The sequence below is a fragment of the Hyphomonas neptunium ATCC 15444 genome, assembly GCF_000013025.1.
GTDB classification, from domain to species: domain Bacteria; phylum Pseudomonadota; class Alphaproteobacteria; order Caulobacterales; family Hyphomonadaceae; genus Hyphomonas; species Hyphomonas neptunia.
In genome coordinates this window covers 2,276,322-2,293,315 of sequence record NC_008358.1, presented here as the reverse complement: position 1 = coordinate 2,293,315, position 16,994 = coordinate 2,276,322, and the positions used below count along the sequence as shown (strand labels likewise).

Annotated in this window: 13 protein-coding genes; 5 read left to right on the top strand and 8 right to left on the bottom strand. The window is 60.8% G+C overall.

The annotated features are described in order from the left end of the window. Positions 1 to 80: 80 nt before the first annotated feature. Together HNE_RS10855 and HNE_RS10850 are read left to right on the top strand one after the other, a co-directional pair. Positions 81 to 1,175, top strand: coding sequence for an SDR family NAD(P)-dependent oxidoreductase (locus HNE_RS10855; RefSeq protein WP_011647190.1), 1,095 nt, complete (start codon positions 81 to 83; stop codon positions 1,173 to 1,175). Positions 1,176 to 1,262: 87 nt separating this feature from the next. Further along, positions 1,263 to 1,754, top strand: a complete 492-nt coding sequence (locus HNE_RS10850) for a DoxX family protein (protein ID WP_049755113.1) — start codon at positions 1,263 to 1,265, stop codon at positions 1,752 to 1,754. Between the two features lie 20 nt (positions 1,755 to 1,774). Here HNE_RS10850 and HNE_RS10845 read toward each other — a convergent pair whose 3' ends face one another. After that, a complete protein-coding gene (locus tag HNE_RS10845; RefSeq protein WP_011647188.1) occupies positions 1,775 to 2,590 on the bottom strand; it encodes an NAD-dependent epimerase/dehydratase family protein in 816 nt (271 codons plus the stop codon). After that, positions 2,587 to 3,027 carry a MarR family winged helix-turn-helix transcriptional regulator gene (locus tag HNE_RS10840; protein ID WP_198022919.1) on the bottom strand — a complete coding sequence of 147 codons (441 nt, stop codon included), beginning with the start codon at positions 3,025 to 3,027 and terminating at the stop codon, positions 2,587 to 2,589. The genes HNE_RS10845 and HNE_RS10840 overlap by 4 nt, the downstream gene beginning before the upstream one ends. A gap of 248 nt (positions 3,028 to 3,275) precedes the next feature. Between HNE_RS10840 and HNE_RS10835 the strand changes: the two genes are divergently transcribed. The 3 genes from HNE_RS10835 to HNE_RS10825 all read left to right on the top strand — a co-directional run bounded on the left by HNE_RS10835 (position 3,276) and on the right by HNE_RS10825 (position 8,718). Then, on the top strand, positions 3,276 to 4,190 hold the full coding sequence (locus tag HNE_RS10835; protein WP_011647186.1) for an SDR family oxidoreductase: 915 nt from the start codon (positions 3,276 to 3,278) through the stop codon (positions 4,188 to 4,190). A 248-nt stretch (positions 4,191 to 4,438) separates the two neighbouring features. Beyond that, positions 4,439 to 5,488: an efflux RND transporter periplasmic adaptor subunit gene (locus HNE_RS10830; protein ID WP_041298922.1), complete on the top strand. Its 1,050-nt coding sequence runs from the start codon at positions 4,439 to 4,441 to the stop codon at positions 5,486 to 5,488. 53 nt (positions 5,489 to 5,541) lie between these two features. Further along, entirely contained in the window at positions 5,542 to 8,718 is a 3,177-nt protein-coding gene (locus tag HNE_RS10825) for an efflux RND transporter permease subunit (protein WP_011647184.1), read from the top strand. Between the two features lie 102 nt (positions 8,719 to 8,820). Here HNE_RS10825 and HNE_RS10820 read toward each other — a convergent pair whose 3' ends face one another. From HNE_RS10820 to iolE, 6 genes are all read right to left on the bottom strand, one after another. Then, positions 8,821 to 10,176, bottom strand: coding sequence for a heavy metal sensor histidine kinase (locus HNE_RS10820; RefSeq protein ID WP_011647183.1), 1,356 nt, complete (start codon positions 10,174 to 10,176; stop codon positions 8,821 to 8,823). Then, on the bottom strand, positions 10,173 to 10,856 hold the full coding sequence (locus tag HNE_RS10815) for a heavy metal response regulator transcription factor (RefSeq protein WP_011647182.1): 684 nt from the start codon (positions 10,854 to 10,856) through the stop codon (positions 10,173 to 10,175). Before HNE_RS10815 ends, HNE_RS10820 begins: the two co-directional genes overlap by 4 nt. Positions 10,857 to 10,915: 59 nt before the next feature. Continuing rightward, the gene (locus tag HNE_RS10810) at positions 10,916 to 12,583 is read right to left on the bottom strand and encodes an efflux transporter outer membrane subunit (RefSeq protein WP_035592194.1); all 1,668 of its coding nucleotides are present in this window, start codon (positions 12,581 to 12,583) and stop codon (positions 10,916 to 10,918) included. Between the two features lie 1,516 nt (positions 12,584 to 14,099). Next, the gene (locus tag HNE_RS10805) at positions 14,100 to 15,224 is read right to left on the bottom strand and encodes a Gfo/Idh/MocA family protein (protein WP_011647180.1); all 1,125 of its coding nucleotides are present in this window, start codon (positions 15,222 to 15,224) and stop codon (positions 14,100 to 14,102) included. A 67-nt stretch (positions 15,225 to 15,291) separates the two neighbouring features. After that, complete coding sequence (iolB, locus tag HNE_RS10800; protein ID WP_011647179.1) at positions 15,292 to 16,092, bottom strand: 5-deoxy-glucuronate isomerase; 801 nt, start codon at positions 16,090 to 16,092, stop codon at positions 15,292 to 15,294. Further along, positions 16,085 to 16,993 carry a myo-inosose-2 dehydratase gene (gene iolE / locus HNE_RS10795; RefSeq protein WP_011647178.1) on the bottom strand — a complete coding sequence of 303 codons (909 nt, stop codon included), beginning with the start codon at positions 16,991 to 16,993 and terminating at the stop codon, positions 16,085 to 16,087. Before iolE ends, iolB begins: the two co-directional genes overlap by 8 nt. Position 16,994 lies beyond the last annotated feature (1 nt).

Genomic DNA, 16,994 nt, shown 5'->3' with positions numbered 1-16,994 from the left:
GGCAGGAAACTTCGAGCATCCGGCATAGCCTGGAGGGGCCGACCCGCTAGTCTTGCTGAACCCTGATTAGGAGATCCGACATGACATCGCCCCAAGATTACCGGCAAACCCCGCCGGAGCCTGATCACCGTGGCGGAGGGCTCTCACGTCGCTCCCTCCTGGGAATGGCCGCCATCGGGACAACAATCGCTGCGGTTGGTATCGGTGGGACCCGGCTCTGGACCGGATCATCGGAGATCCCCGACTGGACGTATAAGGACATCCCGCCTCAGAACGGGCGCCGTGTGCTCGTGACCGGTGCCAATGGGTATCCGGAGGAAGATCGCAGCGGGCTGGGCTACCATATCGCGCTCGGTCTGGCGCGCGCGGGCGCCGACGTGATTATTGCTTCGCGCAATCAGACGCGCGGTGAAGAAGCGATCCGCAGGATCGGCGCCGAAAGTCCCGCCGGAAGGGTTCGGTTCGAGACGCTCGATCTCGCCGACCTTAAATCCGTCAAGGACTTCACGGCTCGGATGCAGGCATCGGGCAACGGCCTCGACCTTTTGGTCAATAATGCCGGCACGATGGGAACACTGGAGCGTCAGGAGAGCATCGACGGGTTTGAGCGGGTTTTCGCGACCAACGCGATCGGCCCTTTCGCCCTCACCGCCGGATTGCTGCCGCTTCTCCGCAACGGCAACGCCCCCCGGATTGTCTGGATGTGTAGCGGGCGCAGTGCCTTCGGCGCGCTCGACCTTGACGATTTGCAGCAGGAAAACGCCTATGAGTATGCGAGCGCTTACAACGACTCCAAGCAGGCGCACCTTATCGCGGCCCTTGAATGCGAACGCCGCAGTCGTGCCCATGGCTGGGGCGTTGTCAGTATTGCAGCGCATCCGGGCGTGGCGCGCACAAGTCTCATTCTGGATGGGCCGGGGCTCGACAGCGCGGAAGGGTGGCGCCGCCGGAACATGCCCTTCATGTTTCAGGATGCCGCCCAGGGCGCGCTTCCGGCGCTCTACGCGGCTGTTTCGTCGCAAGCAGCGGGCGGGGCCTATTACGGGCCTAAGGGCCTCATGGGGATCAGAGGACTGCCGGGCGTGTCGCAGGTTCCGGACAATTCCCGCGATCCGCAACTTGCCACGACCGTTTGGGAAACTCTCGAGCAGTTAGGGACTGTTTCCTTGCGCTGACTTCCAGGGGCAGGTGCCGGCGCAGGCGCCCGCTTTGCGTCATCTACCAGTCAGACGACAGACCATTTCGTGCAAGGATACCCCCTTTTGAAAGAACACAAGCTATCGGGCCCGTCGACAGATCCCGCCTTGTTGATTCCCTCGCTCGGGCCACTTTATGACCGGGCGACACCTATAAGCTATGCGCTGCTGCGGATTGCCTTCGGTCTGACGATCCTGACCCACGGTATTCCGAAGATCTTGAACAGACCCCATGGCTCAATGGCCGATCCTATGGCGGGCACGACGCACCTCATCGAAACCGCGCTTCACCTGCCGTTTGCGCCGCAGCTGGCATTCTTCGTGGCGCTGCTGGAGACATTTGGCGCTGCCGCGGTGGCGTTAGGCGCGGCGACGCGCCTGCTTGCGCCGATGTTGGCCGTGCAGATGGCGTTCATTTGTGTCGCGATCGGACCGACGTATCCGTGGATCGACCGCGGGATCGAGTACCCAGTCATCCTCGGATTCATCGCTCTGCTGATCTCTTTCCAGGGCGGGGGCCGTTGGTCTGTCGATTCCTGGATCGGAAAGGCATTGTGATTTCGGCTCGGGCGTCTTTCCTACAAGAGGTCTTCCTCAACCGCCTGGTGCACGGATCTTACGGTCGGCCGGAAACCGAGTTTGCGTGCGCGTGACGCGTTCACGTGTAGACGCCACGGTTGGTCGAGAGGGTCTGAGGACGTCTCCATTGTTCCGCCAGCGATACCCACCAGTTCATAAAGTGTCGTTGGGGCATCGTCCGCGATGTTGACGATAAGACCGTCCATCGCGCCCGTAAGGGCAAGCGTCATCGCGGTTGCAATGTCGCGGTGATGGACGAGGCTCATGCGCTGCGCCGGGTGCATTTTGAAGTTGGCCACCAATCTGGGCAATTCCTCAAGATGCCCATCCCGGTCGCCGTAGACGAAACCGAAACGATGAATCGACCAGGTCAGCCCGCTTTCCTGCAATGCCTGTTCAGCCGCGAGTTTGCTTGCCGGATAGGCCTGCCGGGGCTCCGCGGCATCATCTTCGCAGCCCGGACGGACAGTGTCGGCATCGTAGACATTGGACGTGCTTGCGAGAATGAAGCGGGCATCCGGCGCATGCGCCTCGGCGGCGGCGATCAGGTTGCGTGTGCCCTCAAGATTGCTTTTCCAGATCAGGTCTTCGTCTGCCGTACGAAACACCGCCGCGAGGTGAATGATCGCCGATACGCCCGCTACCGCTTTGGGGAGGGATTCGGGATTGAGCAGGTCGGCCTCGACCGCCTCCGCGCCGGCTGGCGCCTTGCTCCCGCTGCGCAGGAGCGCGCGGCAGTTAACGCCGGCGTCTGAAAGGCGGGGAAGAAGCCGGGCTCCCACGAGCCCGGTCGCGCCGGTTACCAATACCGTCATTTCATGGTTCCTTTCTTCGAATAGGCTTCGAGCTGTTCCGTCGCGGTTTGCAACACCCTGACCGCGGTCGCGAGGTCCGCATCGTCGATGCCGTCGAACGCAAGCGTACGGATAAACGAAAGATCCGGCAGCGTGGTCCAGAGCTTTTTGCCAGCCCGCGTCAGACGCAGGCGCTTCTGGCGCTGATCGGTCTTGTCCTGGGCCTGAGTGATAAGCCCCTTTGCCAAAAGCGATGCGATAATGCCGCTCAGGGTGGCGCGTTCGACCTGAAGAAATCGGACCAGATCCCGCTGCATCATCGGACCGGAATGAACGAGATGGAACAGCACATACCACTGGACGGAGCCCAGGTCATAAGGGCGCAGGGCGGTCTCTATCGCCGCGCGCCCCGCGAAATAGCAGCGCTTGTTCCAGGCACCGATCAGGTCGCGGTGCAATATTTTGTCAGTTGAATGTGTCACGGGCCATTCTGATTATTGTTAGGAACCTATCAAAAAAATAGTTAGGAGCCTAACATCTGTCAAGAAGAAGAATGCCCGGCCGCTGGCATGCAGAAATTGGCAAGTTTTCTGTGATTTCCGGTATGGCACTTTGTCCGCGGCCGGTCATTTTTGAAGCCGAATTCCGGCGCGGGTGATTTGAGAAAATGAGCGCTCGAATCAAGGTTGAAAGGGTGAGATCTCCCATGGAAAAATGGACGCTTGAGAATATCCCATCGCAATCCGGTCGCTCCGCGGTTGTTACCGGCACGGGCGGACTTGGTTTCGAGGATGCGTTGGCTCTTGCGCGCGCCGGCGCTGAGGTCGTGATCGCAGGACGCAATTCTGAAAAGGGCGCTGCGGCGGTTACCGCGATCCGGAAGCTCGTTCCGAGCGCCCGGGTACGGTTTGGCCTGGTCGATCTGGCAAACCTGTCATCCGTCTCCGCCTTTGCTGCAGAAATCGCATGGGAGCGGACCAGCCTTGACCTGCTGATCAACAATGCGGCCGTGATGAATCCGCCCGCGCGGCGCACGACCCGTGACGGGTTCGAGCTGCAGCTTGGAACCAACTTTCTTGGTCATTTTGCGCTGACAGCGCACCTGTTGCCGCTCCTGAAGCGCGGCGCGGCGCCGCGGATCGTAACCGTCAGCAGCGTCGCCGCGCGACAGGGCGCGATCAATTTCGATGACCTGCAGGCGACGCGCACCTACCATCCGATGACGGTCTACAGCCAGTCAAAGCTCGCCTGTCTGATGTTTGCCCTCGAACTGAGCCGGCGCAGCCGGGCGGGAGGTTGGGGTGTCGCCAGTCTTGCCGCGCATCCGGGCGTTACCCGGACAGATCTCATCGTGAATGGCGCGGGGCCATCGAGCCTCAATGGCAGAATTCGGCGCTTCCTGCCATTCCTGTTTCAGCCCGCATGGCAGGGGGCGTTGCCGACGCTGTACGCGGCGACCGATCCCGAAGCGCGCGACGGTGCCTATTACGGACCCGGCGGACCCGGTGGAATACGGGGCTATCCGGCGGAGGAAAGGCCGCCCAAACACGCACTGGACGAAGCCGTCGCGGCCCGCCTCTGGAATGTATCGGTCGGGTTGACGGACGCCAAATTCCTATAATGTAATATAGTCTGTACAGGAATTGTATGTCCGGCGGGGCAGGCGGGGGTGCCCGGTGTTCAGACACGTGTCCAGACCAGGCTTGCCTTGCGCCAGCCCGGTTCGATCCCGCCCAATCCTTTCAGAATCGTCATTTTGACGTCAGGCGACCGTCAACCCTGTTGGTTAGGGTAATCGGGCCAAGCGCAGGATCCCCGATGCATTCGATCACCCTGAAGACTCTTTTATTCACCCCGGTTTGCAGCGGTTTGCTGCTCTTTCTACTGAGCGCGCTGCCGGCTTATGCGCAGTCCGGCGCTGCGCGGGTCAGCGTCGCTGCGGTCGAAACCGAGGAGATTGTCGAGCAACTGACGCTCACCGGCACCGTTACTGCGGCGCGACGATCGCCGATCTCGTCCGAAATCGCCGGCAAGATCGCGCAGCTTCAAGTCGAGGAAGGCGATCGTATCCCATCAGGGGGTGTGCTGGCGACGCTCGATGCGCGGCGCGCGCGCCTTGCCTCCCGGCAAGCTCAGGCCGCCATGCGACAGGCAGAAGCCGAACTTGTAGACGCCGAACGGCGGCTGGAGATGGCGCGCCGGCTCGCCGAGCGGCGCGCGGTTTCCGAGGACGAACGCGGCACGCTGGAGACCGAGGTCCAGACGGATCGGGCTGTGCTGGAACGTCTGCGAGCCGAAGCCGGCGAACAGGCGCTGCTGATTGACATGCATGAGATCCGGGCGCCATTCGCCGGGGTCGTTGCTCAGCGTTTTACCGAAGCCGGGGCATGGGTGGAGCCGGGTGATCCGGTGGTCGAGCTGGTGGATCTCGACCAGCTGCGGATCGATGTCGCCGCGCCGCAGGAATTCTATCCGCGCCTCGCCGGCGGCGCGCGCGCAACCGTCCGTCTGGACGCGCAACCGGGCAGCGCCCTTGAGGGCACACTCCTCAGCGCCGTGCCTGTCGCCAGTCCGGGGTCTCGGACTTTTCTTGCCCGGATCGTCGTCTCGAATGAAAATGCTGCCCTGATGCCGGGCCTGTCGGCGAAAGTGACCCTGCATCTGCCCACCGGCAATCGCCATCCTGTCATTCCGCGCGATGCGCTGATCCGTCATCCCGACGGGCGCACGACCGCCTGGGTCGTGGTCAGTGCCGGGGGCGCCCTGACCGCGCAGGAGCGCAATATCGTAACCGGTCGCGCTTTTGCGGGCCGGGTGGAAGTCCGCCGCGGGCTGAGCGACGGCGATTCTGTCGTCACAGAGGGCAATGAGGGCCTTCAGCCGGGACAGGCCGTGGAAATTGTCCGCAACGCATCCTGACGCATACAGCCGTCCGTTCTCTGTCATCCTAGCTGAGCAAGGATTCCCCCTACATGTTTGAGGCAATTGTCAAACGCGGAACGCTGATGACGGTGATCCTGTCGATCCTGTGCATCATCGGCGTCGCGGCAGCGGTCCGGATACCCGTGCAGATGATCCCGGATATGGAAGTCCGGACGATCATGGTGCTGACGACCTGGCCCGGCGCCACGCCCCAGGATGTTGAGCGCGAGATTGTGCTCGAGCAGGAAGAGTTTCTCTCCACGATCCCGGGCATGGAGCGACTCGTATCGTCGGTGTCGGCCGGGCAGGCCATGATCGAACTCGAATTCCCCCATGACGTCGATCTGACCGAAACCCTGATCCGGGTGAACAATGCTCTCAGCCAGGTTCCCTCCTATCCTCTGAATGTCGACCAGCCCCGGGTTGATGCGACGTCCTTCTCGGACCAGGCGTTCATGTATTTCCGGCTCGCCCCCCTGCCTGGCAATCCGCGCGCGCTCGATATGAACATGATGGGCGATTTCCTGGACCGGAACGTCCGCCGACGGCTCGAACGCGTTGCCGGTGTCTCCCAGGCCGAAATCAGTGGCCCGGCCCGGCAGGTGCAGATCCTCCTCGACGCCGGACGCCTTGCCGAGCGTCGTTTGAGCCTGACTGATGTGCGCAACGCAATCACGGCTCGCAACCGGGATGTTTCCGGCGGTGATCTCGAAAGCGGCAAGCGAAGCTATCTGCTGAGAACCGTCGGGCGGTATGAGGACGTCGACGACATTGGGGCGACCATTCTCTCGCGCGACGAAGAGGCGATTGTCCGTCTCTCGGATGTCGCGACCGTCCGGCTCGCCCATTATGAGCCCGGCGAAATTCTCCTCTATGAGGGACGCCCGGCCCGTCTGTTGTCACTCCGCCGGGAGTCGGGCGCCAATGTGATCGCGGTCAGCCGCGCGGTGCGCGAAGAAATGGCGGCGATCAATGCCGATGTCCTCGATCCGGCGGGCTTGCAGATGACGCTGATCACTGACGATTCCGGCTATGTCGAAGCGTCCGTCCGCAATGTCTGGACCAATCTCGGACTTGGCGCGGCGCTCGCGACGCTCGTCATGTTTCTTTTTCTCCGATCAGGCCGGGCGACCTTGATCGGGGTGATCGGGATTCCGATCTGTACCATCGCGGCCTTTCTCGGCCTCCTCCTTGCGGGCCGGACAATCAATGTCATCTCGCTGGCAGGCGTCGCTTTTGCCATCGGTATGACGCTCGATAACAGCATCGTCGTGCTGGAGAGCATCGATATGGCGCGGCGGCGTGGCCTTGACCGCTTTCGCGCCGCCATTGAAGGCGTTCGGGATGTGTGGCCCGCCGTGGTGGCCTCGACCCTGACCACGATCCTGGTCTTCCTGCCCATCCTTTTTATCGAACAGGAGGCGGGCCAGCTTTATTCAGACGTTGCGCTCGCCATCTCCGGCTCAATCCTCGCCTCCATGCTGGTCTCTGTGACCCTGGTGCCGACCCTCGGCGCGCGGTTGATGCCCCGCCAGACCCCTCAGGTCCCGGCCGGGCAATTCGTGTCAGAAGACCGCGCGGGTGTGTACGGATGGATCACGCGCGCTGTTGAAAGCCTGACGGCGACAACGGCGCGCCGGCTCGCCTGTATGCTCGGTTCGGCAGGCCTGAGCGCCTGGATCCTCTTTGCCCTGACACCGCCGGCGGAATATCTGCCAGAGGGGGAAGAAGCGCGGATCTTCGCGATCATGAGCGCGCCGGCCGGCTACAATCTCTCCCGGATGGAGGAGATTGCCCTCGAAATCGAACAGGAACTGACCCCTTATCTCGATGCCTCACCGGACGCTTATTCCCGCGGCGAGGCGGAGATCCCCGCGATCGGGCGCCTGATTATCACCGCACACTCACAGAGTGTCTGGATGATGGCGACCACCAAGGCGCCCGGTCACATCGATGCACTCACACGGAAAGTGACGGAGATTTATGAAAATTATCCCGGTATGAGCGCCTTCGCCACCCGCGGATCCATTATCACCTCCAATGACGGCGGCACCCGCAGCGTCAATGTCGATGTCTCAGGGCCCGACCTCGAAACCATTTATGCGGTCGCCAGCACCGTGTTCCGCCGCGCCGGGGATGTGTTCGAAGATCCGATGATCCAGTCCGATCCAGCAACTCTGTCCCTGTCGCAGCCGATGATCGAAATACGTCCCGATTGGGCGCGCGCCGCCGAGATTGGTTTCTCTGCCGAAGAGATCGGGTTCAGTGTCGCGGCGCTCACGGACGGTGCCTTTGTGGACGAGTTTTATAGCGACGACCGCAAAATCGATATGTTCGTTTTCAGTGACGCCGGGCAATCGGCCGATCCCGACGGGCTGGGGCAGCTACAGCTTTTTACACCCGAAGGCTCGATCATTCCGCTTTCCTCGATCGCAGAGGTCGCCGAGCGGGTGGACACCAACGCCATCCGCCGGGTCAACGGCAGCCGGACCGTGACATTGAACATCATTCCGCCGCGATCCGTGCCGCTGGAAAGGGGGGTCGCCATCGTCGAGGAAGACGTCATCGCGCAGATGCGCGCCGCCGGCGAAATACCCGCCTCGGTGACCCTCGATATTTCCGGGGCCGCTGATCAGCTGGACGCAACCCGGGGCGCGCTGCTGCAAAATTACGCCGTCGCGATCCTCATCGTCTATCTCCTCCTCGTCGCGATCTTCGTCCATTGGGGCTATCCCTTGCTCGTTATGGCGACCATCCCGCTTGGTTTCGCGGGCGGCATCGTCGGGCTGACGCTTCTCAATGCCGGGGGCGCCCTTCTTCCTGCGCTGGGCCTGCCAGCGATCAGTCAGTCGTTCGACATGATCTCCATGCTTGGCTTCCTGATCCTCATGGGCACGGTCGTGAACAATCCGATCCTGGTTGTTCACCGCGCGATGGAGAATATGAAGATCGCCGGCGCCGATCCGCGCCGCGCCGTGGCAGAGGCGGTCGCGTCGCGTCTGCGTCCGATGCTCATGTCGAGCGTGACGACCATTGTCGGTCTGTTGCCGCTGGTGCTGGTTCCGGGCGCCGGCAGCGAACTCTATCGCGGCGTCGGCGCTATCGTGCTCTTCGGTATCCTCGGGATGATCGTTGTTACGCTGACGTTTCTCCCGTCTCTAACCGTTACAGTTCTGCAACTCGCAAAGCGGGGTAAACAGCTGGCGCCAGAGGAGGCGGCAGGATAATGGGCTGCCGGGTTCAAAGGTACACCGCGCGGCGCGGTTTGCAGGGCCCCGGCCGTCGGGCCCATGGGGCGCCTGGCGAACGCGTTTGTCGGGGCTTTGTGTTCACCGTACCGGCAGGGTCAATCCGATCCGGATCCGGCCGGCCGCCTGCCGGGCGAACACCTCGCCGCCATGCATCCTGGCAATTGCTTTGACGATGGCGAGCCCCAGCCCATGGGTGTGCTCGCTGCCCGTCCTGGCAGGATCGCCCCGAAAGAACCGGTCGAACAGCCGGTCCAGGACGTCGGGGGGAAGGGGCGCTGCGTCATTTTCAGACGTGATTTCAATCTGACCCCCCCGCTCCGTGATGGATACACCCACATGACCATTCGTCCCATGCCGGATTGCATTGTCGAGCAGGTTCGTGATCGCACGCCGATAGAGCGATTGGTTGATCCGGGCGCGGGCGTCGCCGCATATCTCCAGGACCGTGCCCGCCTCTTCGAAAGCGAGCTCCATAAAGTCTGCACTCTTGCGTGTTTCCTCCGCAAGCGAACAATCGATCAGGTTTCCGGCAAGGTCTCCCTCATCGGCGCGCGCCAGAAAGAGCATGTCGTTGATGATCGACTTCAGCCGTTCCAGCTCTTCGAGATTGGATTGCAGAACCGCCTCCAGATCGCTCGCGGAGCGTTGGCGAGACAGCGCAACCTGTGTTTCACCGATCAGATTGCTGACCGGTGTGCGCAGTTCATGAGCGACATCGGCGTTAAAGGCGGAAAGTTTCTGATACGTCGTCTGAACCCGGCCCAGCGCCTGGTTGAGAGAGAAAACCAGGCCCTCCAGTTCTGACGGCAGGCGCTCGGCCGGCAGCCGCTGCGAGAGATCGCCTTCCCCGAGCAGCCGCGCATGTGCAGAGAGCGCGCCCACGGGCGCAAGACCGCGGCGCGCGATCAGCCAGCCCAGCAGGGAGACGGCAAGGATCGCCAGGGCTGAAATCACGACGACGCCGATCGCGAGGACGGCCTGCGCCTGCTCGATATCGGACGTGCCGAGCGCGACGGTCAGGCGTACACGTGGCCGCGTACCCAGCGGCTCGATGTATCGCGACAGAGTCACATAGGGCCGCGATTGTGTCCGGGCGGTCCCGAACCCTTCCTCGGGCCTGTCGAACTGCGCCGCCTCGAGAAAATCCAGTCCATACGCGAACGCAGGCTCCGGGCTTTCGATAATAAACCTCAAACTGTCATCGGCCGGCGTGAAAGCCCGCAGCTTGTCAATCATGATGTCCCAGTCATCGCGGGACAGGGACTCGGCGATCCGCTCCACGAGTGCGTACCGACCTGTAAGTTCCTCCATCTTGTGGCGTCGCAATTCGTCGGCTTGAAAGATATTGATCGCAACGCCAGCGACCGAAGAGACGATGGCGACCGAGAGACCAAACATCACGGCAAGGTGGAGCGCGATCGAGCGTCCTTTCATAGCCCGCCTTCCTCGCGTAGCTCCAGCACATATCCCATACCCCTCACCGTATGGAGGAGCCTGATTTCGCCTGGCTCTTCGAGTTTGCTCCGCAGGCGTTTGATGGCCACTTCGACCACATTTGTATTCGTGTCGAAATTGATATCCCAGACGAGTTCGGCAATAGCGGTCTTGGAAACGATCTGAGAGCGGCGGCGGGCGAGGGCTGCCAGCAGGGAGAACTCGCGCGCCGTCAGGTTGAGCCTCCGGGCGCCGCGGATGGCGCGTCGCGACACCAGATCGATATGCAGATCGGCAACCTGGATTAGGGTGGTCTCCCGGGTCCGGCCGCGGCGCGTGATTGCCTGAATCCGTGCAACCAGCTCCAGAAAAGAGAAGGGTTTCACCAGATAGTCGTCAGCTCCCGCGCCCAGTCCGCGCAGGCGGTCATCGACCTTGTCTCTGGCGGTCAGGAAGATAACAGGTGTATCTTTCGATATGCGCAACGATTGAAGCACCAAGACCCCGTCAAGTCCTGGCATCATGACGTCCATCACGATGGCGTCATATTCGCCGGTCAGCGCAAGATGCAGCCCGTCTTCACCGTTCGCGGCGGTATCAACGGCATAGCCCTGCTCAGTGAGGCCGCGCTGCAGATACGCAATCGTTTTCGGCTCATCTTCAACAATCAAAATCTTCATGGGCGTGATGTCCGGCGCCCTCGCAGGCTTCTGAGGGCAGGCTGGGGGTCAAGTATACCTCACCTGTCTGAAGGCGCTACCGGTGATGGCGCGCCTGCGCGAAGCACCCGAAACACGGCCACCTGCGCGAGGGCGACTTCGCTGCGCGCCGCCGCAAGCTGGTTGGCCGTATCGAGCTCAACGCGCTCGGCGTCGAGGACATTCAAAAAATCCGCCGTGCCGGTTTCAAATCGGAACGTCGCGAGCGCCGCCGCTGAGGTCGCCGCTGCGTGGGCTTCCTCAAGGCGCGTGCTCCGCGCCTGGAGCTGCGACTGTCTTTCCAGGGCCGTTTCGGTTTCGGCCAGAGCCTGCAGCACCGTCTGCTCATACATCGCAAAAGCCGCGTCGGCCGAGGCGCGCGCGGCGCGCACGCGGTCGCCCGCACGGATCAGTCCGGTGACGGACCAGGCAAGCTGGGGACCGGCTGCGAAATTGAGCGCACGCTCCGAGAGGAGATCATCAATGCCCACCGATCGCACGCCAGCTTCTCCGAGCAGGCTGATCCGCGGGAACGCTTCGGCGATGTTGAGCCCGATGCCTGCCGTCGCCGCTGCCAGAAGACGCTCGCGTTCAGCAATGTCCGGGCGTCGGCGCAGCAACGCTGCAGGGTCCCCGATTGCGATTGGCGCCTTGATCATAGCCAGCGGGCTGTCGTCGGCAAGATAGGCACCGATCTCCTGGGGCGTGGCGCCGATCAGGACGGCGAGTCGATTTTCCGCGTCCGTGATTGAGGCGTTGAGCGCGGGCAGAAAAGCTTCGGTCAGCGCCAGTTCGGCGTGTGCCTGATCCAATTCGAGATCGCTCACCCGTCCGACATCGCGCAGATCTCGGACGAGGTCAGAGGTCTCACGAAGGTTCTCGACATTGCGCCGGGCGACATCCCGCTGGTCCCGAAGTCCGCGTACTGAAAGATAAGCTGCGGCGATATCGGTGGCGATGACAATTTGCATGTCCGCCAATGCGGCCTCAGCGGCGCCAGCGCGCGCATCGGCCGCCTCGATGAGGCGGTCCACACGTCCGAAGAGATCGACCTCCCAACCGGCCGCGACACTGAGGCTCGGTATGCCGAATGTTTCGGTACCCGGGGGCGCGTCGTCAGCGATCCCCGTGAAGGCGGCTGATGATTGCCGGGTTTCCAGATAGCTGGCCTCCAATGTGTCATCCGGCAGACGCGCCCTTTGTGCCAGCCCGAGATCGGCGCGTGCGAGGCGGAGGTTCGCGGTCGCGGCGGCGAGCGTGCGGTTCTCTTCGAAGCCCCGCTTGATCAGACTTTCAAGCACCGGGTCTTCGAACGCCGTCCACCAGTCGGATAAGGGCGCGGCATCGTCATAAGGCGCCGCTTTGGCAAAATCCGTGCTGACATATCTGTCGCTATCAGGTGCTGTATAATCCGGGCCAACGGTTGTGCAGGACGATAGAAGCCCGGCGCAGATCAGGGCGCCTAAACAGATGCGCCGGTGATGTTTCTGGACAGGAAGGCTATCGGCATCATTAAGCGCTGTCGCCGTTTGAAAGCCCTGGGGCGGCGGGAGTGCCGGGACTTTCCATAGGCCGCGGAGCGCATGTTCAATGTCGCCGGGCGAGCCGGGGCTTGACGCCGTGGTGGAGGGGGCGTCTTGCGCTGGAAACCGGTAAGAGGAGATTGAAGAGAGGCCCGGAGGTGGAGTACTGCCCGGTGAAACTGCCATCATTTGTCGCCAATCAAACCGTAAACTGCCATCGCCACTATCGATCATAGCCCGCCAAGCTGTCTCATGGCTGGCTCGAAACTGACAAATCCGACAGCTTGGCGATCGCGATAATCGCACACTCGGCCACCGAACATTGATCACGCGCCATGACGGATGAGGTATACTGAGGGGACAATCGGAAATCCGATCTCTGCGGGTAATGTACGGCGTGATTGTCCTGCCCGTGAGCGGTGCTCCATCAGACTGGTTCACCCCGCGGCTTTTGACCGTCCTCCTATCCGGGCCGATAGAGCCGAAAATCCCGACAGTTTTTGTTCCTGACGGGCGGCTTTGTTCTGAATTCTTCATCAAAGTGATCGGCATTTCATCGCCGGTCAGGCTCTTCGGCCAGCGGATCAGATCTCTGCGAGGATCAGGGCAGGGGGCACGATTAAAACTAGTCCGCTCATGCGACCGATTACTGGTAAGGTCCGCCCAACAAACCGAGTATCTATAAACTGCTGCACATTTTGCTGCACAAACTGCTGCACATAAAATCTAAAATAGTGAAATAAAACAGAGCATTAAGAGGTTTTTATATGGGCGGAGAAGCTCTTCCTCTCCGCCAGATTTCTCACATAACACCTTGAAATTATTGGGTATTTTGTCTATTCTTGTGCTTGCTTCGTGCGCTGATGTCACTTCGCTACACATTTTGCTGCACATCCACTTTATCTGAGGCCGAGCGGTGTGTGGCGGAGTATTGGCGCCGGCCGAGGATGCGGGACCAATGGGGAGCGGTCTTCGCCTGTAGCCAATGACGCCCTGTTCGCTATTTTTGGACTACCGGATGAGCGTCGTCTGGGTGGGTCGAATGATTTCAATCCCGCCTTCGGTGTGAAGCGCTATGCCAACGCCCAAGATCATCGTGCCTGCATCTCTTTGTTACTGGGCGCCTTGGCAACGGCGGCATTTGGAGTGCGGTTCAGGAATTAAATTATGCATACGTTGGGCTGCTCTATACCTCCGGATAATGCATTGGGTCTCGGATTTGGGTTGGGAGCAGTGCGCGCATACAAGGCGATGCCATGTTTCCTAGGCCCCACGTCCTTGTGGTGGGATGCGGCCCCCAACCCTGGGCAGGCCTCGTTCTTAGGAATGTAAATCAGAGATATGCGTGACCGAAGACAAGCGCGGCATGATTGATGGAGTCTGGAACACAAACGATTTCAGGCAGACCTAGCCCCTAAACATATGATAAAAAAATTGCTGCACATTTTGCTGCACAAAATGCAGCGCAAGGACTCCATAATGATAAATAAAAACAAAGCGTTGTGCGGAAATTAAGTGGCGGGGACTCCCTTCCGCAGCCAGTCATTTTCAGACTTTGAGACAGTTCCGTTAGGGGACCACAAAACCCCGCAAACAGGCGGGGTTTGGCGCGAGGCTGCCGTCTTCGTGTTGCTGCCGCAGACAGCCGCTATTCTCCGAATGGTGTCACTCAGCTCCTGTCTCAAGCACCGCAGGCGAAAGGTTAGATATTTACTGATTGGCCGGCGTCTGCTGAGCGGAGGACGCTGTTGATGACCTGCTCGACGCGTAGGGCATCCTCGAATGCCGGATAGGATCGGCTTTCGCTTTCGAGGCCAACAAGAAGGTTGCGCACTTCGATTATCTTGAGGTCGTTGAAGCCTAGCTGGTGACCTGTCGATTTGATGAACGCGCCGTAGGGCTCATGCGCAGGGCCGGCCAGGATCTTCTGGAAACCGTTGCTATGGGCCGGGCCGCCCGATGAGTAGAGTTCAAGCTCGTTAAGGCGTTCCTGATCAAAAAGGATCGAACCTCGCTCCCCATGAATTTCGAAGGCGAGGCGGTTCTTGCGGCCCCATGCTATACGGCTGGAGGAGAGTTCGCCGCGCGCGCCGCTTTTGTAGGATACGACCATCGAGACGATGTCGTCATTCTCCACAGGTAGCTGCACCTCGACATCTGATGGAGAGGGACGCGTTGTGTGTGCCGTGTACAGATGACCTGAAACGTCCGTGATTTCGCCCATAAGGAACTCGGACATGCTGATAAGATGAGTGGCGAGGTCACCCAGGGTGCCTGGGCCAGCCTTGTGGCGTTCGCAGCGCCAGCTGTGGGGCGTCTGCGGATCGGCCATATAGTCTTCGTCATTCACGCCGCGGAAGAAGAGGGGCTTGCCGATCCGGCCTTCGGATATGAGCTGCTTTGCGAGTTGAACAATCGGGTTGCAGAGATAGTTGTAACCGACAAGCGTCCGGCCAGGGTAAAGGGCGGCGGCCGCAGCCATGGCGGCGGCGTCTTCGACCGTGACGGCCAGGGGCTTTTCGCAATAGACATGCTTGCCGTGCTCCAAGGCAGCAATTGCCATCTCCGCATGCAGATAGTTCGGGGTTGCAATCGCGACGATGTCGATATCGGTGCGCGTGATGGCGTCCCGCCAGTTGGTAGAGAAGCCTTCAAACCCGAACTGGTTGGCGAAGGTGCGTCCGGCTTCTTCATTGATGTCTATGACCAGCTTTCTCACGAGCCGGGGTGTCTCGGGGAAAACGACATTGACGCCCTGATAGGCGATAGCGTGGGTCTTTCCGATATAGCCCGTGCCGATTAGCGCAATGTTGTAAGTCCGCGTCATGCTATGGTCCTGAATGCCGATTGATCTGGGAAGTTTGGAGGGCGGGCAGGTCGCTGGCCCGGGCGCGCTATTTCTTGATGATCCATTCGTGTGCGGGATCGTTGCGGAATACCCATTTCCGTTTCGCACCCGCCATGACGTTGAGATAGTAGAGATCGTAGCCATAAGGCGCCCCGACGGGGTGGTATCCGGCGGGAACCATCACGCAGTCGCCATCTTCTACCGACACGGTCTCATCAAGACTGCGGTCGTCAGTATACACACGCTGTACGGCAAAGCCCTGGGGCGGGTTCAGCCGGTGATAATAGGTCTCTTCCAGCGCGGATTCTTCAGGGAGTGTGTCGGTGTCATGCTTGTGGGGCGGATAACTCGACCAGTTGCCGCCCGGCGTGATGACCTCAACGACCAGGAGACTGTGGGCCGGATCACGGTCAGACAGGATATCCTGCACGTAGCGGGTGTTAGCGGCCTTGCCGCGGATTTCCTTCTCAATGCTGCCAGGTGCAATGACGCGGGCGGGATGATTTCCGCCCCCGGGCGCCGAACAGACGGCGACTTCAAGCGGCATTTCTGCGGTGACGGAATAGCGTTCGCCTGCCGGAATGTAGACCGCCGCCGGCGGACCCTCAAAGACGGTTTTGCGCTCCCCAAGGTGCGCAAAGACTTCGGTTCCCACGGAGACGCGTGCTGTGCCGGTCAGAATGACCAGGCAGGTTTCCCGGGATGAGGCGGCGGATTCAAAACCCTTGCCTTCTTCGAGCCTGTGAACAGCGAAGCCCACATGGTCCCAACCTGCCGATTCGGGGGTGATAGATAGGACGCAGCCATCGCTGGCTGGTGTCCCGCTTTTGACGCGCAGATCAGGCATCAGCCGACTCCACTTTGTCCTTGTTATAACTACGCTCGATACAGTTTTTCACATGGGCGAGGCCCATGCTCGCATAAGTCCGGGGATCGGCCTTGGCGGGATCCTGCTCGGCCTCGATTATGATCCAGTTGTCGTAGCGAATGTCTGCCAATGCGCCGAAGATGGGCGTGTAGTCGATGTCACCATCGCCGGGGACGGTAAACATTCCAGCGAGCACGCCCGTCAGGAAGCTGGCGTCGTTCTGCCGGATGTTTTCAAAGATGCCAAGGCGCACATCCTTGCAGTGTACGTGGGCAATGCGGCCGGGATGTTTCCGGATCAGATCCGGGCAATCAATGCCGCCAACGAACGCATGGCCGGTGTCGAGTGTGAGGCCTACGGATGGGCCAGTTTCAGCAAGGAAACATTCCAGATCAGTGCTGGTTTCTACCACGGTCCCTGTGTGATGGTGATAGGCAAACCGGAAGCCCTGCGCCGCAATGTAATCGGCCACTTCGGTGAGGCGCGTTCCGAACTCCCGCCACTGGGGTGGGCTCAGGTATGGCTTTTGGGATAGGCCCAGATCCATGCTGCCGTGAATGGCATTGCTGCACTCGGCAAAGATGAACACTTCCGAGCCGCAGGCCTTGAGAAGCGCCATGTGGTCCTGAAGGGCCTCGATTTCCTCAGCAGCAGACCGTGTCAACAGGTGACCGGAATACCAGCCGCCGACGAGGGACAACTGGTGTTGTTTGAGGATCGGCAGAAGCGCTTGGCTGTTGCGCGGAAACTTCCGGCCGAGTTCGGCGCCTGAATAGCCAGTCTCCCGGATGTCTGTCAGGCAGGTGTCCAGTGAGGTGTCTGCGCCGAGTTCTGGCATGTCGTCATTTGACCAGGCAATCGGGCTTGCTCCGAAACGCATG